Genomic DNA, 21126 nt, shown 5'->3' on the forward strand with positions numbered 1-21126 from the left:
TTAAAACAGTTATTAGCGTCAACATGGACGCGGGATGGAGCAGTTTGGTAGCTCGTCGGGCTCATAACCCGAAGGTCGTTGGTTCAAATCCAGCTCCCGCAACCAATTCTTATTTAAAGAATGGCGTGATATGTAGGCCAGCGAAAGCTGGTTTTTTTGTACCTAAAATGTGCTGATTTTCATCTGTTCAAGGCTAGGGTGTAGCAGTTTGGTAGCTCGTCGGGCTCAACTCTTTATTAAAGCTAGGGTGAAGGTCGTTGCCAAGCTCTTGTAAAAAGTAATCCAGCTCCCGCAACCAATTCTTTTACTAAAAGAATGACGTGATACGTAGGCCAGCGAAAGCTGGTTTTTTTGTGCCTAAAATGTGCTGATTTTCATCGGTTCAAGGCTAGGGTGTAGCAGTTTGCTAGCTAGTCGGGCTCAACTCTTTATTAAAGCTAGGTCGAAGGTCGTTGCTAAGCTCTTGTAAAAAGTAATCCAGCTCCCGCAACCAATTCTTATTTAAAGAATGACGTGATACATAGGCCAGCGAAAGCTGGTTTTTTTGTGCCTGCGATTTATGCTGTCTATATCTCTTTCATGAGATTTGGCTATATGGCAATAATAATCGAATGCGATTTATAAAGTAGGGTAGGTAGTTGGAGTCAACTATTGAAGGTCGTTGTATTTTTTCAACAACTTTAATCTAGTCTAATATCGGTGTTACGTCTCTACGCTCTCTAGTGCCTAACGTAGAAATAGTCGATATTCGATCGAAGGGCTAACTAACGTTAATTCTTGTGGTTAATGAAATGCTATTTGAATTTGGAACTGAAATTGATATTACAAATAGCCAAGGTTTAACCTTGGCTATTATTTCAACTCTAATTAGTTGTGCATTTTTGTGATTGTTGTTGCTAGCTCGTCGTAGTTTTTATGACAACTGCCACAGCTATCTTTTGCTACGTTCCAAGGTTGAACATATTGACGATCTTCAGAAAAATTCTCTGGGCTATCTGAAGCATAATCAAGATTAATCTTAAAGAAGTGGTTACTCTTCGGCATGTGGCATGTTTCGCATTTTGCTGCCAATTCATGAATCTTCAGATCCGGTACGAAAGTTTTATTACCATGGCAGTCAGTACAGGTTTTTATCATTGCATCTTCGTGGCCAGGTTGGTCTTCATTTGCTTTAGAACGATGTGGGTTATGACAAGTATGACATGCCATTTCACGTTTCTTGCCTATAGCAACACCAGTATTAGCATCAAGGCCAATGAGCTGATCTCCTGCTAGACGGCCACCGTCAAAATACGGGATGGAACGGCCTCCAATTGTATCACCACCAAAATCTTGATTATGTTCACTAACAAAACCTGGATAGTGGCGATTGGTTTTCTTTGAATGGCATTCTGAACAAGTTATAGCAAGTCCGTAACCCATATCATCTTTTATGAGATCTGAACGAAGTCGGCCTTTAGCCACCCGAGATATGTCATCTGGTGAACGTGTTTTAATGTGGATACTTCCCGCGCCATGGCAGGCTTCACATTGAATCCCTGCTTGATTATACGTACCGGCAAATCCTTTCAAGTCATCTTGACGGTGCGGATTTAGCTCTGAGTCAGCTGTAAAATCTTTCCAACCCGTAGAATGGCAAAGGCCACAGTCAAACTGTTGTGAATCTGGCGCTGCATCGGGCTTATACCCTTGAATATGATTAATGGTGATATCATCCCCGTTTTGTGGGATGGATACGGCAACACCTTTACCTGACAAAATAAAACCGTCTTTATCTAAGAAGTTCGCCCAAGTATCGTATCCGCCAATAACATAGCTAATATCATCCCAGCTATTTGGTGTACCAAGGCTATTTGTAGCGCCGTACATAAGTTGAACTACGCTGTCGATATTACTAAATGGATATTCAGGAGCCTTTCCATCAACAATTTTGTTTAATTTAAAGTTATGACCAGTTTCAAAAAACGTCGATTTATCACTATGACAACTTACGCAAGTTTGGGAGCCAACAAAATCTGCAGTGGCGAATTGCGGATCAACTACGGTCACAGTAAGTTCTGTACTTGCTTTGGAACCATGTGGATCAGCAGCTGTATATTGAATAATGCTGGTTCCTACTTCTACAGGCGTAAATTGAATCGCATTGCCATGGATCGATGCAGTACCAGTTCCTTCAATTATGCTCATATCAGTAAGAGCTAGCGGTTCGCCTTCTGGATCAGAATCATTGGCTAACACATCTATACGTTCATGGGTCCCCAAATAAACGGTTGCGAAATCTGGCATCGCGACAGGCGGGTTATTCTCTGGTATTGGAGGCGTCGATGTATCGTCACTGCCACAACCCGTTGACGCTACTGTTATCAGTAACGCTAAGCTCCCTAGTTTGAAGATTTTCATATCATCACTCTCTTTATCCATCGCAACTCTTTGGAGGCGACTAATTATGCCTTCGATGATTATCTTGAGCGCCAAAACGCTGAGAATAACCTCATTCGGCTACTACACCTTAAGTATCTTTCTGGAAAGATAATAGATAGATTAAATCTTTCTAGCAAGGTATATTGGTTAATGAATTTATATAATTAGAGGTAGATCAGATGAGTAAGGGTATGGAAGACATTTTAAGGCTAAATCAAGCTAATTGGCCTGAATGTGCAGCAACATCATTTCCAGCCTTATTGCGTCTCACGCAGGTGAATAATATTTTTATTCAAATTATCAAAGACTGCGTCGAGTCTTATGATCTACAAAGTGCTGATTTTAATCTGTTGTCTTGCTTGCGACGTAATCCAGAACCTTATGTTTTGTCACCTACCGAGCTTTATCAAAGTATGTTATTTAGCTCAGGTGGTTTAACTAAGGTGCTAAATCGATTGCAAAAAATGGAGTTAATTGAAAGGTTGGATAACCCCGAAGATAAGAGAAGCAAACTGGTTAAATTATCGAGTAAAGGTAAAACTTTAGTAGAAGAGATCATGCCAGTATTACATAAACATGAAAAGCGTATGCTTGAGACTATTACGCCTGAAGAATTAGAGCTCTTAGATCAACTAATGCAGCGGATCAGTTCAAGCATGGACAGAGGGGGGCAAAGCTTTCTGCGCTGTATTCGATTTTCTGGAACAGACTAGTTGTACGCCCCTATGTGTTATAACGCAACAAACACTAGAAAATTGAAAGGCTAACTCGATAATTGAGTTAGCCTTTTTCTTTTACGTTGTATTACAGAGCTTAAATAGCTGAGTGGATTACACCTTGTTTTTGAATGTATCGTAAGCGTGCTGCAAACATGATAGCCGCGGCAGTTAAGCCTGCAATCAAACCTATCCAGAAACCTTGTGCACCCATGTGCGGCACAATAATATCAGTACGCGCCAAGGTATAACCTAATGTCATACCTACGCCCCAATATGAAACAAGCGTAATGTAGAAAGCGCTACGGGTATCTTTGTAACCACGCAAGGCACCGGCTGTCACAACTTGTATTGAATCTGATAATTGATAGATAGCAGCAAAGAACATCAAGCTACCAGCCAAGGTTATTACGTCTGGATTGTCGTTATATAACAGTGCAATTTCGTTTCTAAATAAAATTGTAATGACAGCTGTACAAGCTGCTAAAGAGAACGAAATGATCAGTGCAAGTTTAGTCACTAACGCCGCTATTTCTGGCTTATCTTGTCCTAAGTAATAGCCGACACGAATGGAAACGGCGATACCAAGCGATAGCGGTAACATAAATACAATAGACGAAAAGTTGAGTGCGATCTGGTGCCCTGCAACAACTGTAGCGCCTAAAGGAGCCAATAGTAGTGCAATGATTGCAAATAAACTCACTTCAAAAAATAGCGCCATTGCTATAGGGAAGCCATGTTTTGTCATATCAAACATAACTTTTGCATCTGGTAAGTGAAAAGATTTGAAAGGTGCCAGTTCTTTAAACTTTTTATGCAACTGCATGTAAATAACCATAGCGATAAACATCGCCCAGAACACTAACGCGGTCGCAACACCACAGCCTGCACCACCCATAGCTGGCATACCAAAGTGGCCATAAATGAAGATATAGTTAGCAGGGATATTGACTGCCAAGCCAACAAAACCAATCACCATAGTAGGTAATGTATAGGAAATACCTTCGCTACAACCTCTAAGCACTTGGTAAAGTACAAACGCAGGCACGCCCCACATAAATCCATTCAAATAACCTACGCCGAGACGAGCCATTTCAGGCTCAAGATCCATCATGGTAAAAATATTCTCAGCAAATGAGAGGATCAGCATCACTACAACGCTACCAATTATGGCAATATAGCCAGCTTGAAAGGCTAATGGCTGAATCGCTTTTTGGTTATCTGCACCATGATGATGTGCAAACACTGGAGTAAAGGCCATTAATAAGCCTTGAACAAATAATAGTGCAGGTAGCCAAAGACTTGCACTGATCGCAACTGCGGCCATATCGACAGCGCTTACACGACCCGCCATTACGGTATCGATAAAGCCCATCATTGTTTGGGTTACTTGGGCAATGAGCACAGGTAATGCTAATTGGACTAAGCGTTTGGCTTGAAAGCCAGAATGGTTCATGGGTACAGCCCTTAATTTTTATAACGAGAGAGAATTATGTTTACAGGTATAGTTCAAGCAACGTGTGAAGTGTTGGCGATAGATAAGAAATCAGGCTTAAATACGCTACAAATCGCAATTGGGCCGGATTTGCGCGAGGGACTTTCACTAGGGGCAAGTGTCGCAAATAACGGTGTATGTTTAACAGTTACAAGAATAGATGATGATAGGGTGTTTTTTGATGTAATGGAAGAGACCCTTAAGCTAACTAACCTATCAAAACTGAGAGTTGGATCACAGGTTAACATAGAGCGCTCATTAACCTTTGGTAGTGAGATTGGTGGGCACATTTTATCGGGTCATGTCCACACTCAAGCTGAGGTCGATTTTGTTAGTCAAACTGCAGAGCATTATGATATTCGTTTGAAGGTTGAACCTAAATGGATGAATTACATTCTGTATAAAGGCTTTGTTGGTGTGAATGGTTGCAGTTTAACTGTAGGAGAGGTGACTGAAGACACTTTTATGTTGCACTTAATTCCTGAAACCTTAAAGCTAACAAATCTTGATGGCTATGCTGCAGGAGATAACATCAATATTGAAATCGATAGTCAAACTCAGGCTATTGTCGACACGGTTGAGCGGGTTCTAGCAAAGCGTTTTGCTAGCTAAGTTTGAGCCACACAATATTAGATGTTGACTGTAGCTTACCGTGCACTAAAAAAATCTTTAGAGCAGTAGTCTTTTTAATAGATCTGCTCGTCATCTGAATCGATAAAAAACTCAATTTTATGCTGCGCCTCGTCCATATGTAGGCGCATATGAATAGGGTTACAGCAAACTCTGCAATCTTCGTAATAGTCCTGATCACCACAGGTCGCATCAATATTAATATGTTGATGGTGCCCACAATGCGGGCAGCTAATCGTCTTGTTAATAAACCGCATGGTTACGCTCCCATAAAACCAACAGCGCTTCTTCCTCCATCTACTGCAATAACTTGTCCTGAGATATAAGGTGCGCTGACTAAGTGAGATATTAGCTTGGCAATATCGTCTGCTTGTCCAAGCTTAGCTAAAGGAATCGCACTCAAAACGGCCTGTTGTGACTTCATATTAGATTGCTCTGGCCACAGAATAGCCCCAGGTGACACACCATTTACCCGTACATTTGGTGCGAGCTCTTGAGCTAATGACATTGTTGCCATTTCGAGTGCTGCCTTCGATATAGAGTATAGTCCATGATCTTTAAGGGGGCGTTTGCCATGTATGTCCAACAGGTTAATGATGCATCCCTTATTTGTACCCAGTAGGGAACTAAGTTTTTCTGCGAGTAGATAAGGAGTCAGTAGATTGGTTGCAAGTAACTGCTGAGCTTGAGCAAAGGAAGCGCTACCAACAGGAGTAGGGTAAAAACTTGAGGCATTGTTAATTAATACTTCTAGGTTGATAGCATGTTCGTTTATTTGCTTTGATAATTGTTCTATAGCGTTACTATTAGCAAGGTCTGCTTGGATCATGATTGCTGAATTAGCGCGTTTGGTGTTTAGTTTGCTACGCAATGCCTGCGCCTCTTCAAATGATTTGCCATAGTGGATAACGATATTGTAACCATCGTCATGTAGCTGAGTTGCTATAGCTAGACCGATACGCTTTGCTGCACCTGTAACTAATGCCCAATTTCCCATTATTTATCCTTAATATAGTGTTCGGCTATTTGTTGCTCGAAGAATTGGCTCTATAGAAAATCAGATAGTAAGCGAATTACAGTTCATGCTCCACCTATAGCTGAGATAGGCACTTACAGAGAAGAGTTAACCTAGCGACAAAAATCAAGGCAGACATTCATAATGTTGTAGAGCTCACAGACTTCTTCTGTCGTCATGCTAATTCAACACGATAATTACTCAGCTCTTCTCATATATAAACGATTGTTTAATATGCAGTTGTGGGCATTGATGCGTAGCTTAAGTTAGACTAGAAACTTATTAAATCGAAAACTTGCATAGCAAGGCCGCTATCACTTAGAATTAGCCGCTTGCGCGCTGGATACCGCAGACTACAGTAAGGTCTAGTCCCAGTGGCGTAAACCACACTTAATTTTAAAGCCAAGTGGCCCTACGTGGGGGTCACCACTGGAAAAGGAAATATCATGCCTGTTATTACACTTCCTGACGGAAGCAAACGCGAGTTTGCTCACTCTGTTTCTACTTTAGATGTTGCTGCTGACATTGGTCCTGGTCTTGCTAAAGCGTGTATCGCTGGTCGCGTGAACGGTGAACTAAAAGACGCATGTGATTTGATTGAAACTGATTCAGATCTTTCAATCATCACAGCTAAAGATGAAGAGGGTGTTGAAATTCTTCGTCACTCTTGTGCTCACTTGCTAGGTCATGCGATCAAGCAATTGTTCCCTGAAACCAAAATGGCTATTGGCCCAGTTATCGATAATGGTTTCTACTATGACATCGACTTAGACCATAAGTTGACTCAGGAAGATATCGATGCGCTAGAAAAGCGTATGGCTGAACTTGCTAAAACTAACTATGCGGTTGATAAGCGCGTTGTTAGCTGGCAAGAAGCGCGTGATACATTTGAATCTCGCGGTGAAGTTTACAAAATGGCGATTTTGGATGAGAACATTCCAAAAGACTCTACGCCAGCACTGTATCACCATGAAGAATATATCGACATGTGTCGTGGCCCGCACGTACCAAACATGAGGTTCTGTCAGAACTTTAAGTTGATGAGTGTGGCTGGTGCATACTGGCGCGGTAACTCAGATAACAAGATGTTGCAACGTGTATACGGCACAGCTTGGGCTGATAAGAAAGCCCTTAAAGTGCACCTTAACCGTCTTGAAGAAGCGGCGAAGCGTGACCACCGTAAAATTGGTAAGCAGTTAGACCTTTACCATATGCAAGAAGAAGCACCGGGTATGGTGTTCTGGCATAACGATGGTTGGAGCCTGTTCCTAGAGCTTGAGAAGTTTATTCGTCAAAAGCTAGGTCAGTACACTTACCAAGAAGTAAAAGGCCCATTAATGATGGACCGTGTACTTTGGGAACGCAGTGGTCACTGGGACAAGTATTCAGAAGCGATGTTTACTACTAGCTCTGAAAACCGCGAATATGCAGTTAAGCCAATGAACTGTCCTGGTCACGTACAGATCTTTAACCAAGGTCTTAAGTCATACCGTGACTTGCCATTGCGTATGGCTGAGTTTGGTTGTTGTCACCGTAACGAACCATCAGGTTCATTACACGGCCTAATGCGTGTACGTGGTTTCACTCAAGATGATGCGCATATCTTCTGTACTGAAGAACAAGTTCAGCAAGAAGTAAGTGCATGTATCAAGATGGTTTACGATACATACGAAACATTCGGCTTTAGCAATATCGTTGTTAAGCTTTCTACACGTCCTGAAAAGCGTATCGGCGATGACGATATGTGGGATCGCGCAGAGGAAGCTCTTAAGCAAGCATTGACTGCTAACGATATTGAATTTGAAATTTTACCGGGCGAGGGCGCATTTTATGGTCCTAAGATTGAATTTACATTGCACGATTGTCTAGACAGAGCGTGGCAATGTGGTACAGTGCAGCTCGATTACGCGTTACCTGGTCGTTTAGGTGCAACTTACGTTGCTGAAGATAACAGTCGTCAAACACCTGTTATGATCCACCGAGCGATTTTAGGTTCGTTAGAGCGCTTCTTGGGTATTCTAATTGAAGAGTACGCAGGCAAGTTCCCTGCTTGGTTGTCGCCAGTTCAAGTTGTTGTAATGAATATTACCGACAAACAGTCGGATTATGTCGATAATGTCGTCAATATCTTCAAAGAACATGGAATTCGTGCAACTAAAGACTTGAGGAATGAGAAGATAGGCTTTAAAATACGCGAACATACCTTAAGGCGTGTGCCTTATCTGTTGGTCGTAGGTGATCAAGAGATGGAAAATAAGGAAGTAGCGGTGCGTACCCGTGAAGGCGTTGACTTAGGTAAAATGCAAATCGAAGAATTTGCTACTAAGCTCAAGAACCAGATTTCGCTCCGTAGTCTCAATTTGTTGGAGGATTAGGTCATAAAGATCAAAAAAACAGCAGGGCGCCAGGCGGCCCCGAACAGAATCAACGAGCTCATCGTTGGTGTATCTGAAGTCCGTCTAAACGGTTTAGATGGTGAGCAGTTAGGCATCTTAACTATTAAAGAAGCACAAGAAGTTGCTGATGAAGCCGGTGTGGATTTAGTAGAAATTAGCCCTAATGCTGAGCCGCCAGTTTGTCGTGTTATGGACTACGGTAAGTTCCTTTTTGACAAAGCAAAAGCTCAAAAAGAACAAAAGAAGAAGCAGAAAATTGTACAGGTGAAGGAAATTAAATTCCGTCCCGGTACAGACGAAAACGACTACCAGGTAAAACTACGCAACCTGACTCGTTTTCTAGAAGACGGCGACAAAGCGAAAGTAACGCTGCGTTTCCGTGGTCGTGAGATGGCTCACCAAAGTTTAGGTATGGATCTTTTGAACCGTATCAAAGCTGATTTGGAAGTCATAGCAGTAGTGGAGTCTTTCCCGAAAATGGAAGGTCGCCAAGCTGTTATGGTTCTTGCGCCGAAAAAGAAATAGTAAGGCAACCTTAAAAGTAGTAGGGGCCTCTTGAGGTTTCCTACTCGCCTTGCGTTTTATTAATTGTCCCAATGCGGAGTTTTAGCAATGCCTAAAATGAAAACAGACAAGGGTGTACAAAAGCGTTTTAAGAAAACCGCTAACGGTTTTAAGCGCAAGCAAGCCCATTTACGTCATATTTTGACCAAGAAGAGCACTAAGCGTAAACGTCACTTACGTGCAAAATGTCAAGTAGCTAAGTCTGATGTGCCAGCAATCGCACGTCAACTACCATACGCTTAATTAAAGGAGCAATGAACAATGCCTAGAGTTAAGCGTGGTGTAACCGCTCGTGCTCGTCACAAGAAAGTACTTAAATTAGCTAAAGGTTATTATGGCGCTCGTAGCCGTACTTACCGTGTTGCTGTTCAAGCAGTAACTAAAGCTGGTCAATATGCTTACCGTGACCGTCGTCAAAAGAAACGTCAATTCCGTCAACTATGGATTGCACGTATCAATGCGGCATCTCGTCAAAATGGTCTGTCTTACAGCCGTTTCATTAATGGTTTGAAAAAAGCATCAATCGAAATCGACCGTAAGATCCTGGCTGACATCGCTGTTTTCGATAAAGTTGTATTTGCAACTTTAGTTGAAAAAGCAAAAGACGCTTTAGCTAAGTAATTAGTTTAGAATCTTTCGAAAAGGGAGCCTCAGGGCTCCCTTTTTTTATATCTATAATTCGGCGTTATGTCGTTTAAGAGTATGGGTTGATGGGGCACAATGCAGCTGTTTTGTCGCTGTGCCGAGCAAACCTTGTTGTACGCTTTAACCTTTTATACTGATTAATTAGAGGGCTTTAGCAATCTTAAGGTACATGGCGAACTGGGCTTACAAATGGGAGGTTGATAAATTGATTTCGTTATCAAAATTGTTCATTTATGCAATTTTAGCCAATAAAAAAGCCAACTATTTCAGTTGGCTTTTTCAATTATAGCTTTAAGGATTACTGCGCGTCTAAGAAGCGCTCTGCATCTAATGCAGCCATACAACCAGTGCCAGCAGAAGTAATTGCTTGACGGTAATGTTGGTCCATTACGTCACCTGCGGCGAATACGCCTTTAATGCTAGTTTGAGTCGCATTGCCATTTAGGCCGCTTTCTACTTTGATGTAACCATTGTTCATTTCAAGTTGGCCTTCAAACATAGAAGTGTTTGGCTTATGACCAATAGCAACGAAAACACCAGCAACTTCTAGGTCGTTAATTGCACCATCTTTGGTGCTCTTCATCTTAAGACCTGTAACACCCATTTGGTCGCCAACAACTTCATCAAGCGTGTTGTCTAAGTGAAGCACGATATTACCGTTCTCAACTTTATCCATTAGGCGCTTAGTTAAGATCTTTTCGCTGCGGAAGCTATCACGACGGTGAATAAGGTGAACTTCAGATGCGATGTTACTTAGGTAAAGAGCTTCTTCAACAGCAGTGTTACCACCACCGATCACGGCAACTTTCTGGTTACGATAGAAGAAACCGTCACAGGTTGCACATGCGGATACACCACGACCTTTAAATGCCTCTTCTGATTCAAGGCCAAGGTACATAGCTGAAGCACCTGTAGAGATGATTAGCGAATCACAAGTGAATTCGCCATTGTCGCCTTTAAGCTGGAAAGGGCGCACATTAAGGTTCACTTCGTTGATGTGATCAAAAATGATTTCAGTTTCAAACTTTTCAGCGTGCTTTTGCATGCGTTCCATTAGTGCAGGACCTGTCAGGTCTTCAGCATCACCAGGCCAGTTTTCAACTTCAGTGGTTGTTGTTAGCTGGCCACCTTGCTGCATACCTGTGATCAAAACAGGCTTTAAATTTGCGCGAGCAGCGTAAACTGCTGCTGTGTAGCCTGCCGGGCCAGAGCCCAGAATAAGTAGTTCACAATGTCTAGCTTGGGTCATTAGTTTCTCCGTTCCTTAACGAATGCGGTACAGCAAGGGGAATTGCTTCCCTCTTGTTTTTACGAATTGCTGCGATTGTATGGAATTTCCGGAGGCTGGTAAAGCTCTGTCTTAGTGTTTAACCTTGCAGGAAGTTAGCTTATGTAGTGATATTTGACGGTTTTTGTTGGGTTTAAGCTGCTCCTTATCACATTTTGGTTTATTCTATACCGCAAAGAAAGACAGTTGGCTTGTTTGCAGTGTCAAACTTACAGAGTCATAACCTAAAGCTAAAAGAAAAAGGAAGTGTTATGCGCATTACCGCGAATTTTGATAGTGGCAATATTGAAGTTATCAATCTAGATAACAAAGATGATGTTCAGTTAGCGATCCGTCCTGATGAAGGTGGTGAGTTTTTTCAATGGTTTAACTTCAAATTAGAAGGGGTTGTGGGTAACCAATATACGCTTAACATCGTAAACGCGGATAAAGCTTCGTACACTAAAGGCTGGGAAGATTATCAAGCGGTTGCCACTTACGATAGACAAAACTGGTTCCGCTTACCGACAGAATATGTTGACGGCAAGCTTTCAATCCAAGTTGACCTAGATTGTGATGCGATTCAAATTGCCTATTTTGCGCCTTATAGCTACGAGCGTCACCAAGATCTGCTCGCTGCCGTGCAAGTACACCCACAAGTTAGCCTTGAACATTTAGGCTTAACTTTAGACGGTCGTGATATGACCTTGGTTAAAATCGGTGATGGCGATGAAGATAAAGCGAATATCTGGATCACTGCGCGTCAACACCCGGGTGAGACAATGGCTGAATGGTTAGTCGAAGGCTTGATGAACAACCTATTAGACAGTGACTGCCCAACGGCGAAAGCATTGCTGGATAAAGCGAACTTTTATATCGTACCGAACATGAATCCAGACGGAAGTGCGCGTGGGCATTTGCGTACTAACGCCGTAGGTACCAATCTAAACCGTGAATGGAAAACACCTTCTTTAGAGAAGAGCCCTGAAGTTCTGTATGTGGTTAATAAGATGAAAGAAACCGGTGTGGATCTGTTTTACGATGTACACGGTGATGAAGGCCTGCCATATGTGTTCCTTGCAGGCTGTGAAGGCGTACCAGCCTTTACTCAAGAAGATGCTGCGCGCCAACAAGCGTTTGTTGATGCTCTACTGATGGCGAGCCCAGATTTCCAAGATAAGTTTGGTTACGATAAAGACGAGCCTGGTCAGGCAAACCTAACAGTAGCTTCTAACTGGGTTGCTCATACATTTGGATGCCTTTCAAATACCCTTGAAATGCCATTTAAAGACAATGCCAATATGCCAGATCTAATGGCGGGTTGGTCACCTGAGCGTTGTATTTATCTAGGTGAAGCTTCATTGATTGCAATGAATGCTGTCGTTGATAAACTTAAATAAGTATTTGGGATAAGCTAAGAGGTAGCCAATGGCATTAGTTAATTGTCCTAGCTGTAATAAACGTATCTCAAGTATGGCCAAAGAGTGTAACCACTGTAAGGCAAGCATCTCTGCTGACAATGAAAGCCTAAAAGTGATCAGTCATATTAAGCGTTCTAATCAGTTAATGAATCAGAGCTTTTTAGCGTTGACCCTTTTTATTGGTGGCGTAGTGACTTGGTTTTGGGGCGGAGAGCCCGCAGAAGGAGCTCGCTCCTATATTGCAGTAGGCGCATTTTCTCTAGGTTTTGTGGGCTACTTGATCACTCGTGTACAAATTGTGCTGCATAAACGGAAAAAAGTATGACCGATATAAATAAAGTTATCGATGAAATGCCTGATGAAGTCTATCAGCGTCTATTGAGTGGCGTAGAGCTTGGAAAGTGGGAAGATGGCACCTTGCTAACACCTGAGCAGCGCGCATCGACTCAACAGGTTGTTATGCTCTATCAAGCTAGGCGATTACAACAAACCGACCACTTTACAATTAATAGCGATGGTAAAGTGAACGAGTTGTCGAAGTCTGAGCTTAAAAAACAGTTTAAAGGCGAGTCAATCGCAGAGTTCAGCCAAGACGAACTGTAATTTAGTCGCTTAATTGAGCCTTCTAATAAAAAGCCCTATAAATATAAAGGGCTTTTTTATTGTTCTTCATGCACTGATAATCAGGTTTAATCAGAGGTGAGTTCACCAGCAATTGAAGTTTTCATTGCTGTACGGATTTCTTCAGGGGACATATCGGTTGATAATAGATAATGCAGCTTTGTCAGCGCGGCTTCGGTCGTCATGTCATAGCCGCTTATAACACCAGCTTCAGCTAATGCATTACCTGTTGCGTAACCATCCATATTCACGCGCCCCTGCATACATTGGGTTAAGTTAACTAATACTATGCCACGTTCATGTGCATCTTTTAGCGTTTTAAGCAATGCGGGCGTTTGCGGCGCATTACCAACGCCAAAAGTCAGGAGAATAAGTGCTTTCACCGGTTGCTGTAGTATATTGGCAAAAATCTCAGTATTGATCCCTGGATAAAGAGTCACTACACCAATTGGCTGTGGACTGATCTTAGCAACACTCAGCGAAATATTATTATCTATTACAGCGCGCTTTCCCGCATGCCAACGGATCTTAATCCCGGCTTCTAACAAAAGCGGAAAGTTCGGTGACGCAAAGGCGTTAAAGCCATCTGCGTGTGCTTTTGTTGTGCGGTTACCTCTAAATAGCTTGTTATTGAAAAACAAACATACTTCAGCCACAGGATAATTAGCTGCAATATATAACGCGTTTAAAAGATTGGTTTGACCGTCAGATCTAAGCTGCGCAAGCGGAATTTGTGAACCGGTTACTATGACTGGCTTTTGTAGGCCTTGAAGCATAAAAGACAGTGCTGAGGCTGTAAATGCCATAGTGTCAGTACCGTGCAGAATAACGAAACCATCATATTTATCATAGTTTGCTTTAATATCATCCGCGATCATTTGCCAATCAGTTGGCTTCATATTCGATGAATCAATCAGTGGGGCATATTCACTAATTACAAAATCAGGCATTTCATCATGGTAAAACTCAGGCATTGCTTTTACGCAGCCAGTTAGAAAATCGGCAACAGGTGCAAAACCGTGTTCGGTTTTTTGCATTCCAATGGTGCCGCCCGTGTAGGCTACATAAATTGATCGTTTAGTCATTTGATTTTGTTTTTTAGTTTTAGATTAAATCACGGTGCAGGGATTATATACCTAAAGCCATGATAGATGCAGGGGATAACACGTAATAATCCTACATGAGGCGCACTAAAATTCTATTTTGATAAACAGCAGCGTTAAAATCTCTAGCGCTTACGTTATGGGTTTAAATTTAGATGTAGCAAATTTGCTATAAATAGCTGTAATTAAATGGATGTTTAGTTGTAATGGCTCTGAGTAATAAAAAGCCCTGCGATTGCAGGGCTTAGTCATCTTTTTAGTTGGGCACTAAATAGAATTTAATAATTGCAGGTATCGCAGTAAAGGTAGACCCCATTTGGATCATCAAAAGATTTAAACTCTTCAATTACGGTAGACCACTGACTGAGTATTGTTTCAAGCGTGCTAGATTCTGTCACACTAGCGGGTATGTAACTCGCTGCTGAAGCAAACATCTCTTGAACAAATTGTTCCTGTGGGCTGAGCTCCTTTTCTATGACTTCAGTGTCATATTGCTCCATGGATGCCATCTGGGCAGCTTTTGTCACTGCATCTTGGAGTTCTCCAAGATCGTCAACAAGTCCGAGTTCTAGAGCTTTACGACCCGTCCAAACGCGGCCTTGAGCTATGCTATCTACCTTTTCTAAGGTCATATCACGTTCAGTTGCGACTAGTGAAATAAAGTCATGGTAGCCACGCTCAATATGGCGTTGTATAACCGCTTCAATTTGTGGCGATAAACCTTTAGTGACAGAAAAGCCTGCCCATTCAGAAGTTCCTACACCATCAGTATGCACGCCTATACTCGCAAGTGAATCTTCAAAGGTTGTGATCATACCAAATATGCCAATAGAACCGGTTAAGGTAGTTGGTGTTGCATAGATATAATCAGCGCTTGCAGAAATCCAATATCCACCAGATGCAGCATAACTGCCCATACTCACAATTACTGGCTTGTTGGCTTCTTTTAAAGCTAACACTTCTTGTCTTATTTGCTCGGAAGCAAAGGCACTACCACCAGGGCTGTCAACGCGTAGTACAACGGCTTTTATTGAGTCGTCAAAACGTGCTTTTCTGAGTAGTTGTGATGTGCTTTCACCGCCTATCTGGCCAGCAGGCTGTGAGCCATTTAAGATATTTCCTTTAGCGACTACGATTCCGACCTTGTCATTTAAGCTTAAAGCAGGATGGCTATGGGTTACTGATAAGTAGTCATAAAAGCTTACATGCTTATAAGATTCGCCATCAGCTGACTTACCGACAGCGTCAACCATAGAAAGCCTAAACTCCTCCGCTGATTTAAGTCCGTCAACCCAGTTCATGTTTAAAGCCATTTCAGCTGACTGGCCGTCCGCTTTGTCTAATTGCTTCAAATATTCATCGGCGCTTAAAGACAAATCGACGCTATTAATGCCACGATTTGCTGCTACGGTGTCTGCATAGCTTTTCCATAGGTCATTTAGTAGCACTAAGTTTGCTTCTTTTGCTGCATCAGACATGTCGTCGCGTATAAAGGGTTCTACGGCCGACTTAAAGGTACCCACTCTAAATACGTGTGCGTTGATCTTTAATTTTTCTAATGCGGACTTAAAATACAAACGGTAGCGGCCTAGACCTTCAATTTCAACACTACCTTGAGGGTTGAGGTAAACCTTATCAGCGAAGCTGGCTAGGAAATATTGGTTTTGACCATACCAGTTGCCGTTTGCGACAACTGTCTTGCCACTTGCTTTAAATGACTCTAGCGCATTACCGATGGATTGTAACTTGCTTATCCCTGTGCCATTAAGCATGCCAAGATCTAACACCATTTGGCTAATCCGATCATCGGCTGCAGCATTATTGATAACAGTTAATACATCGGCGAGTAAAATTTCACCGCTACCATCTGTTTCATTACCACTTTTCATTGCAGCTTCTATTGGATCGACTTGACGCTTTTGATCAACAATAATCCCAGACAGATTGAGTACCAGTGCAGAGCCATTTTCAACTTCAATCGTGTCATCAGCGGCTAAAGTGACGATGATGATAGCAATCAAACCAAAGAACACTAGATTAAGAAATAGCTTTCTTAATCCATTAATGGTATTCCACGTAAGTAGGAACATCCTTTTAAAAATTGAGGGTTTAGTGGACATCTGCCACTCCTTTATCACTTAGTTGGCATAATGCTAACTGAAATCCTTAAGGAAAGGAAAACTCAATTGTAAAGGAATCTATTAACGCGCTTATTGAGCTTATTGTTTACTCAGGGTATGCTGAATTAAATCACTTGTTTAAAAAGGATGTTTGAATGTCGTTTCCGCATTTATTAGAACCCTTAGATCTGGGATTTACCCAGTTAAAAAACCGAGTATTGATGGGATCGATGCATACAGGTTTGGAAGAAGAAAAGGGCGGGTTTGAGAAACTGGCAGCGTTTTATAAAGAGCGTGCGCTTGGTGGCGTAGGATTAATTGTAACTGGTGGGATCTCCCCAAACCTCAGGGGCCGTTTGGCACCTAATGCTTGCCAGTTGAGTTTTCCTTGGCAAGTTAAAAAGCATACCAAGGTTACCCAAGCGGTGCACGAGGCCGGTGGTAAAATATGTATGCAGCTGCTCCATGCTGGCCGTTATGGTTATCATCCGTTTTCTAGTGCACCGAGTAAAATCAAATCACCTATTACCCCGTTTACACCTTCAGCCATGTCAGCAAGGCAAGTTAACGGAACAATTAAAGATTATGCGAGTAGCGCAGCGCTTGCAAAGAAAGCTGGTTATGACGGTGTAGAGGTAATGGGAAGTGAAGGTTATTTGATTAACCAATTTATTAGCTCACGCACCAATAAACGTGATGACAAATGGGGCGGAGAGTTTAAAAATCGCGCCCAATTCCCAATTGAGATCGTTAAGAGTATTCGTGAGAAAGTCGGCAAAGACTTTATTATTATATTCAGGCTGTCCATGCTCGATCTAGTCGATAATGGCTCGACTTGGGAAGAAGTTGTTCAGTTAGCTAAATGGTTAGAACAGGCTGGCGTAACTATTATCAATACTGGCATAGGTTGGCACGAGGCCAGAGTACCGACAATTTCAACCAGTGTTCCACGTGGCGCTTTCGCATGGGTAACTGAACGCTTAAAGCAGGAAATGTCAATTCCTCTTGTTGCGACTAACCGGATTAATACTCCAGAAATTGCTGAGCATATTATTTCATCGGGTCAGGCAGATATGGTGTCTATGGCTAGACCGTTTCTTGCTGACGCAGATTTTGTGAATAAAGCTGCAGCCAACACACCTGAGCTTATCAATACTTGTATAGGTTGCAATCAGGCTTGTCTTGATCATACCTTTGCATTAAAGCGTGCAACATGTTTAGTGAATCCTCGAGCATGTTATGAGACAGAGCTTAATTTTACCCCTGCGCAAACGAAGAAACGTATCGCTGTAATGGGTGCAGGCCCTGCTGGTATGGCATTTTCTATTTATGCAGCCACTCGTGGTCATGAAGTGGTGCTGTTTGAAGCTAAATCAGAGGTCGGCGGCCAATTTAACCTTGCGCGTAAAATACCGGGCAAAGAAGAGTTCGATGAAACCATTCGTTACTTCCTCAACCAGATCAAATTACACAAGGTTGAACTTAGATTAAATACTCGTTTAGACGCCAGTGTCGTGCGGGATGAAAAGTTTGATGAAATCGTTATGTCATCTGGTGTTAAACCGCGTGCTATCGATTTACCAGGTTTTGATAATCCAAAAGTAGTTGATTACCAAAAGGTGCTTAATGGTGAAGTCTCAATTGGTAAAAAAGTGGCCTTAATTGGTGCCGGTGGTATTGGTTTCGATATTGCCCATTACCTTTGTGAGTCAGAATCTTCGACACTCGATTTAAATCGCTGGCTAAAACAATGGGGTATCGACAAAGACTATAAAGAAGCCGGTGGTTTGACTGCTCCTGTCCCCGAAGAAAAGCACCGTGAAGTTTATTTGTTGCAGCGTAAAACGACAAAAATAGGTAAAGGTTTAGGCAAAACGACAGGATGGATCCATCGTACAGTGCTAAAGCAACACCAAGTTATGACAAAAGTAGGTGTAAGTTACGATAGGTTTGACGAACAAGGCTTACATATTAGCGTTGATGGGAAAGCAGAAGTACTCGATGTTGATAATGTGATTTTATGTGCAGGCCAGGTATCCAATACTGAACTTGTCGATGAAATGAAATCAACCGGTTTGCCTGTGCACTTAATTGGCGGTGTTGACGTAGCAGCAGAACTTGATGCCAAGCGTGCAATTCGTCAAGGAGCAGAGCTCGCTATTACACTTTAAAATTTAAAGTTTAAAAATTCGCTTAATGAAACCTGCTAACGCTCTTGCATTAGCAGGTTTTTTATTGGCTTTTTTATTCATAAACTCACACTTCCTTCACAGCTACTTCGTTATCTTGTCATTGGTATTACTTAGTATGGACTACAATATTAATAGCTAATATTGACGTAAGCATTCATTTATGAAAGGAAGAATTCTATGAGAAAAGCAATATTAATCAGTGCACTGTTATTTGCATCATCTAACGTTTTGGCTACATCGAGTCCTGAAAAAGCAGGTGGTTTTATTGGACCGAGCAATGTAAGTGTTAAGACTGTTGCTGTTGCTTTAGAAGCAAAAGACGACACTCAAGTGCAACTGACTGGCTATATTACTGCGGGTTTAGGTAACGAAGAATATAAATTTAAAGACAATACTGGTGAAATAATCATTGAAATTGACGATCAAGATTGGAATGGCGTAGAAGCAACGCCTGAGACCAAAGTTGTTCTACAGGGGGAGGTCGATAGCGGCTGGTCTTATACGGTAATCGATGTCGATAGGATTAAACTCGCTAAATAATAGAGCCTAAAGAATTGTCGTCACTAAGCATGACGACATAAAAGCCTTATTTAGCTGAGGTTTAACAACTCAGTTTTTAAGCCTGTTTTTGGCACTTGATTTAAAGCCTATTAAAGATTAATGGGCTTTAAACCTATTATTTTTAGCTCATATTATCTGTTCTAACCTGCTAGTTTTAGATTGAAAGGAATTCAGTCCTGAAAGCTTTTTGTGTTTAAAAGCCAAATCAATCAAACTGCTTTTTATCATAATAGCTACTAATAAATTCATAAACAAAGGAACACTTTATGACTGCCACACCTGAGATGGCGGATGTAAAATTGAATGTATGCTTGATTAGCTATCTAAAATGTAAATTCTTGAACTAATAATTAGAGAGGACTTATTGCTCAGCCTTGTACTGTGGTGTTGGCTGAAACCACTTCGCTGTTAATCGCTGGTGTATTAGCAGGTTTGGGAGTGGCTACACGCACTACAACTTCGGCACCTTCGGCTGAAAGCGCTAAATCAATGTCACCATCTGGTACACAGCAGCAGGGTAGGCACTCGTCAGCTTCTAATTCGACTAAAGGTTCTTTAAGATAAGTGACCTGACCACTAATGACTTTAGTTTTGCATTGACCGCAGAAACCACTGCGGCATTCGGAGAATATCTTCACTTTTTTCTGCTCAAGTGCTTCTAGCAATGTCTGGTGCTGCTGATTAAACAACAACACAGGCATGCCTTGAAGGCTCACAATTGGAGCCTTCTTAAAGCTAGCTTTGCTAAAGTTGATAGGCTTAAAGGTCAAAGTCTGCGAACTCATCTTCATCTATTGATGAATCGATTTGCCCAACAAGGTAAGAAGAGACTTCTACTTCTTGAGGCGCAACTTGTACTGAATCACTTTCTAGCCAGTTCTTCATCCAAGGAAGTGGGTTACTTTTCTCTTCATAAGGAGAGGCAAGGTTTACCGCTTTCATTCGCTCAGTTGTGATGTACTCAACGTATTGACAAAGAATGTGCTCGTTTAGACCAATCATTGATCCGTCTTTGAATAGGTATTTAGCCCACTCTTTTTCTTGTTCAGCAGCTTTTACGAAAATATCGATCGCTGTTTGCTCACACTCTTTAGCAATTTCAGCCATTTCTGGATCATCTTTGCCGCCGTGCATTATCTTCAAGATATGCTGAGTACTATTAAGGTGCAGTGCTTCGTCACGGGCGATAAGGCGAATAATTTTTGCGTTACCTTCCATCACCTTTCGTTCAGCAAAGGCGAATGAACAAGCAAAACTGACATAGAAGCGAATCGCTTCTAATACGTTTACTGACACCATACATAGGTAAAGCGCTTTTTTAATTTCACGCTTAGTGACTTCAATGACTTCGCCGTCGATTTCATGGTTACCTTCACCTAAAAGGTGGTAAGCCTGGCTAAGTTTGATCAGGTGGTCGTAATAGTTCGCAATATCACTGGCGCGCTTTAAGATCTCTTCGTTTTCTACGATATCGTCAAATACGATTGAAGGGTCATTAACGATATTACGAATAATATGCGTGTAAGAGCGGGAGTGAATGGTTTCAGAGAAAGACCAAGTTTCAATCCAAGTTTCTAGCTCTGGTAGAGATACCAACGGCAAGAATGCTACGTTTGGTGAACGGCCTTGAATTGAATCAAGTAGCGTTTGATACTTTAGGTTTGAGATGAAGATATGCTTTTCATGTTCAGGTAGCGCTGCGTAATCAATTTTATCACGACTAACGTCGACTTCTTCTGGACGCCAGAAGAATGAAAGCTGCTTTTCAATTAGCTTTTCGAAAACTTCATATTTTTGTTGATCATAACGCGCTACGTTAACTGATTGCCCAAGAAACATAGGCTCAAGCATTGCGTTGTTTGGAGTTTGACAAAATGTTGAATAGGCCATTTTTCTATCTTCCGATAATGGGGGCTAAGCCCCCTTTAATTAACGTTTAATACTAATGATTAAAATCTT

The 21126-nt window shown here is 41.8% G+C and carries 20 protein-coding genes and 1 tRNA gene; 12 read left to right on the plus strand and 9 right to left on the minus strand.

Going from position 1 to position 21126, the window contains the following annotated elements; genetic code table 11:
* The first annotated feature begins 28 nt into the window (after positions 1–28).
* Positions 29–105: transfer RNA gene (locus L2747_RS20220), tRNA-Met, on the plus strand.
* 762 nt (positions 106–867) lie between these two features.
* Here the strand turns inward: L2747_RS20220 and L2747_RS20225 are convergent.
* Positions 868–2421, minus strand: coding sequence for an Ig-like domain-containing protein (locus L2747_RS20225; RefSeq protein WP_249000769.1), 1554 nt, complete (start codon positions 2419–2421; stop codon positions 868–870).
* Between the two features lie 179 nt (positions 2422–2600).
* On the opposite strand from L2747_RS20225, the gene L2747_RS20230 reads away from it, so the two are divergent.
* Positions 2601–3134: a MarR family winged helix-turn-helix transcriptional regulator gene (locus L2747_RS20230; RefSeq protein ID WP_249000770.1), complete on the plus strand. Its 534-nt coding sequence runs from the start codon at positions 2601–2603 to the stop codon at positions 3132–3134.
* Between the two features lie 100 nt (positions 3135–3234).
* On the opposite strand, the gene L2747_RS20235 is transcribed toward L2747_RS20230, so the two are convergent.
* The gene (locus L2747_RS20235) at positions 3235–4542 is read right to left on the minus strand and encodes an MATE family efflux transporter (RefSeq protein ID WP_371987060.1); all 1308 of its coding nucleotides are present in this window, start codon (positions 4540–4542) and stop codon (positions 3235–3237) included.
* An 87-nt stretch (positions 4543–4629) separates the two neighbouring features.
* Between L2747_RS20235 and L2747_RS20240 the strand changes: the two genes are divergently transcribed.
* The gene (locus tag L2747_RS20240; protein WP_249000772.1) at positions 4630–5244 is read left to right on the plus strand and encodes a riboflavin synthase subunit alpha; all 615 of its coding nucleotides are present in this window, start codon (positions 4630–4632) and stop codon (positions 5242–5244) included.
* A gap of 74 nt (positions 5245–5318) precedes the next feature.
* Here the strand turns inward: L2747_RS20240 and L2747_RS20245 are convergent, their stop codons facing one another.
* Together L2747_RS20245 and L2747_RS20250 are read right to left on the minus strand one after the other, a co-directional pair.
* Positions 5319–5519, minus strand: coding sequence for a CPXCG motif-containing cysteine-rich protein (locus tag L2747_RS20245; RefSeq protein ID WP_012277111.1), 201 nt, complete (start codon positions 5517–5519; stop codon positions 5319–5321).
* A gap of 2 nt (positions 5520–5521) precedes the next feature.
* Positions 5522–6259, minus strand: coding sequence for a pteridine reductase (locus tag L2747_RS20250; RefSeq protein WP_249000773.1), 738 nt, complete (start codon positions 6257–6259; stop codon positions 5522–5524).
* A 464-nt stretch (positions 6260–6723) separates the two neighbouring features.
* Between L2747_RS20250 and thrS the strand changes: the two genes are divergently transcribed.
* The 4 genes from thrS to rplT all read left to right on the plus strand — a co-directional run bounded on the left by thrS (position 6724) and on the right by rplT (position 9858).
* Positions 6724–8652, plus strand: coding sequence for a threonine--tRNA ligase (gene thrS / locus L2747_RS20255; RefSeq protein ID WP_249000774.1), 1929 nt, complete (start codon positions 6724–6726; stop codon positions 8650–8652).
* A 3-nt stretch (positions 8653–8655) separates the two neighbouring features.
* Positions 8656–9198, plus strand: coding sequence for a translation initiation factor IF-3 (infC, locus tag L2747_RS20260; protein WP_220764059.1), 543 nt, complete (start codon positions 8656–8658; stop codon positions 9196–9198).
* An 87-nt stretch (positions 9199–9285) separates the two neighbouring features.
* Complete coding sequence (rpmI, locus tag L2747_RS20265) at positions 9286–9480, plus strand: 50S ribosomal protein L35 (protein ID WP_012155497.1); 195 nt, start codon at positions 9286–9288, stop codon at positions 9478–9480.
* 18 nt (positions 9481–9498) lie between these two features.
* On the plus strand, positions 9499–9858 hold the full coding sequence (gene rplT, locus L2747_RS20270) for a 50S ribosomal protein L20 (protein ID WP_012155496.1): 360 nt from the start codon (positions 9499–9501) through the stop codon (positions 9856–9858).
* A gap of 322 nt (positions 9859–10180) precedes the next feature.
* Here rplT and trxB read toward each other — a convergent pair whose 3' ends face one another.
* Complete coding sequence (trxB, locus tag L2747_RS20275; protein WP_249000775.1) at positions 10181–11131, minus strand: thioredoxin-disulfide reductase; 951 nt, start codon at positions 11129–11131, stop codon at positions 10181–10183.
* Positions 11132–11421: 290 nt separating this feature from the next.
* Between trxB and L2747_RS20280 the strand changes: the two genes are divergently transcribed.
* From L2747_RS20280 to L2747_RS20290, 3 genes are read left to right on the plus strand one after another with little or no spacing between them, the layout of a single operon-like run.
* Positions 11422–12549 (plus strand): M14 family metallopeptidase, encoded by a 1128-nt coding sequence (locus tag L2747_RS20280; RefSeq protein WP_249000776.1) that lies wholly within the window; start codon positions 11422–11424, stop codon positions 12547–12549.
* A 28-nt stretch (positions 12550–12577) separates the two neighbouring features.
* On the plus strand, positions 12578–12895 hold the full coding sequence (locus L2747_RS20285; RefSeq protein WP_249000777.1) for a zinc ribbon domain-containing protein: 318 nt from the start codon (positions 12578–12580) through the stop codon (positions 12893–12895).
* Positions 12892–13173: a YeaC family protein gene (locus L2747_RS20290; RefSeq protein WP_249000778.1), complete on the plus strand. Its 282-nt coding sequence runs from the start codon at positions 12892–12894 to the stop codon at positions 13171–13173. The genes L2747_RS20285 and L2747_RS20290 overlap by 4 nt, the downstream gene beginning before the upstream one ends.
* 86 nt (positions 13174–13259) lie before the next feature.
* Here L2747_RS20290 and ansA read toward each other — a convergent pair whose 3' ends face one another.
* Both ansA and sppA read right to left on the minus strand, forming a co-directional pair.
* Complete coding sequence (ansA, locus tag L2747_RS20295; protein WP_249000779.1) at positions 13260–14276, minus strand: asparaginase; 1017 nt, start codon at positions 14274–14276, stop codon at positions 13260–13262.
* Positions 14277–14572: 296 nt separating this feature from the next.
* The gene (gene sppA, locus L2747_RS20300; protein WP_249000780.1) at positions 14573–16414 is read right to left on the minus strand and encodes a signal peptide peptidase SppA; all 1842 of its coding nucleotides are present in this window, start codon (positions 16412–16414) and stop codon (positions 14573–14575) included.
* Positions 16415–16569: 155 nt separating this feature from the next.
* Between sppA and L2747_RS20305 the strand changes: the two genes are divergently transcribed.
* A complete protein-coding gene (locus L2747_RS20305) occupies positions 16570–18585 on the plus strand; it encodes an NADPH-dependent 2,4-dienoyl-CoA reductase (protein ID WP_249000781.1) in 2016 nt (671 codons plus the stop codon).
* 198 nt (positions 18586–18783) lie between these two features.
* Entirely contained in the window at positions 18784–19146 is a 363-nt protein-coding gene (locus tag L2747_RS20310; protein ID WP_249000782.1) for a NirD/YgiW/YdeI family stress tolerance protein, read from the plus strand.
* A gap of 389 nt (positions 19147–19535) precedes the next feature.
* On the opposite strand, the gene yfaE is transcribed toward L2747_RS20310, so the two are convergent.
* Positions 19536–19958, minus strand: coding sequence for a class I ribonucleotide reductase maintenance protein YfaE (gene yfaE, locus L2747_RS20315; RefSeq protein ID WP_249000783.1), 423 nt, complete (start codon positions 19956–19958; stop codon positions 19536–19538).
* Positions 19927–21057, minus strand: a complete 1131-nt coding sequence (nrdB, locus tag L2747_RS20320) for a class Ia ribonucleoside-diphosphate reductase subunit beta (RefSeq protein WP_249000784.1) — start codon at positions 21055–21057, stop codon at positions 19927–19929. The genes yfaE and nrdB overlap by 32 nt, the downstream gene beginning before the upstream one ends.
* Positions 21058–21126 lie beyond the last annotated feature (69 nt).

This window comes from Shewanella marinintestina (assembly GCF_023283845.1).
Taxonomy (GTDB): domain Bacteria; phylum Pseudomonadota; class Gammaproteobacteria; order Enterobacterales; family Shewanellaceae; genus Shewanella; species Shewanella marinintestina.

Coding starts and splice junctions, on each gene's coding strand:
- nrdB (WP_249000784.1), bottom strand. CDS start 21,057: ATGGCCTATTCAACATTTTGTCAAACTCCAAACAACGCAATGCTTGAG.
- rpmI (WP_012155497.1), top strand. CDS start 9,286: ATGCCTAAAATGAAAACAGACAAGGGTGTACAAAAGCGTTTTAAGAAA.
- ansA (WP_249000779.1), bottom strand. CDS start 14,276: ATGACTAAACGATCAATTTATGTAGCCTACACGGGCGGCACCATTGGA.
- L2747_RS20230 (WP_249000770.1), top strand. CDS start 2,601: ATGAGTAAGGGTATGGAAGACATTTTAAGGCTAAATCAAGCTAATTGG.
- sppA (WP_249000780.1), bottom strand. CDS start 16,414: ATGTCCACTAAACCCTCAATTTTTAAAAGGATGTTCCTACTTACGTGG.
- L2747_RS20280 (WP_249000776.1), top strand. CDS start 11,422: ATGCGCATTACCGCGAATTTTGATAGTGGCAATATTGAAGTTATCAAT.
- L2747_RS20305 (WP_249000781.1), top strand. CDS start 16,570: ATGTCGTTTCCGCATTTATTAGAACCCTTAGATCTGGGATTTACCCAG.
- L2747_RS20285 (WP_249000777.1), top strand. CDS start 12,578: ATGGCATTAGTTAATTGTCCTAGCTGTAATAAACGTATCTCAAGTATG.
- L2747_RS20225 (WP_249000769.1), bottom strand. CDS start 2,421: ATGGATAAAGAGAGTGATGATATGAAAATCTTCAAACTAGGGAGCTTA.
- rplT (WP_012155496.1), top strand. CDS start 9,499: ATGCCTAGAGTTAAGCGTGGTGTAACCGCTCGTGCTCGTCACAAGAAA.
- L2747_RS20250 (WP_249000773.1), bottom strand. CDS start 6,259: ATGGGAAATTGGGCATTAGTTACAGGTGCAGCAAAGCGTATCGGTCTA.
- L2747_RS20290 (WP_249000778.1), top strand. CDS start 12,892: ATGACCGATATAAATAAAGTTATCGATGAAATGCCTGATGAAGTCTAT.
- L2747_RS20240 (WP_249000772.1), top strand. CDS start 4,630: ATGTTTACAGGTATAGTTCAAGCAACGTGTGAAGTGTTGGCGATAGAT.
- L2747_RS20245 (WP_012277111.1), bottom strand. CDS start 5,519: ATGCGGTTTATTAACAAGACGATTAGCTGCCCGCATTGTGGGCACCAT.
- L2747_RS20310 (WP_249000782.1), top strand. CDS start 18,784: ATGAGAAAAGCAATATTAATCAGTGCACTGTTATTTGCATCATCTAAC.
- trxB (WP_249000775.1), bottom strand. CDS start 11,131: ATGACCCAAGCTAGACATTGTGAACTACTTATTCTGGGCTCTGGCCCG.
- yfaE (WP_249000783.1), bottom strand. CDS start 19,958: ATGAAGATGAGTTCGCAGACTTTGACCTTTAAGCCTATCAACTTTAGC.
- thrS (WP_249000774.1), top strand. CDS start 6,724: ATGCCTGTTATTACACTTCCTGACGGAAGCAAACGCGAGTTTGCTCAC.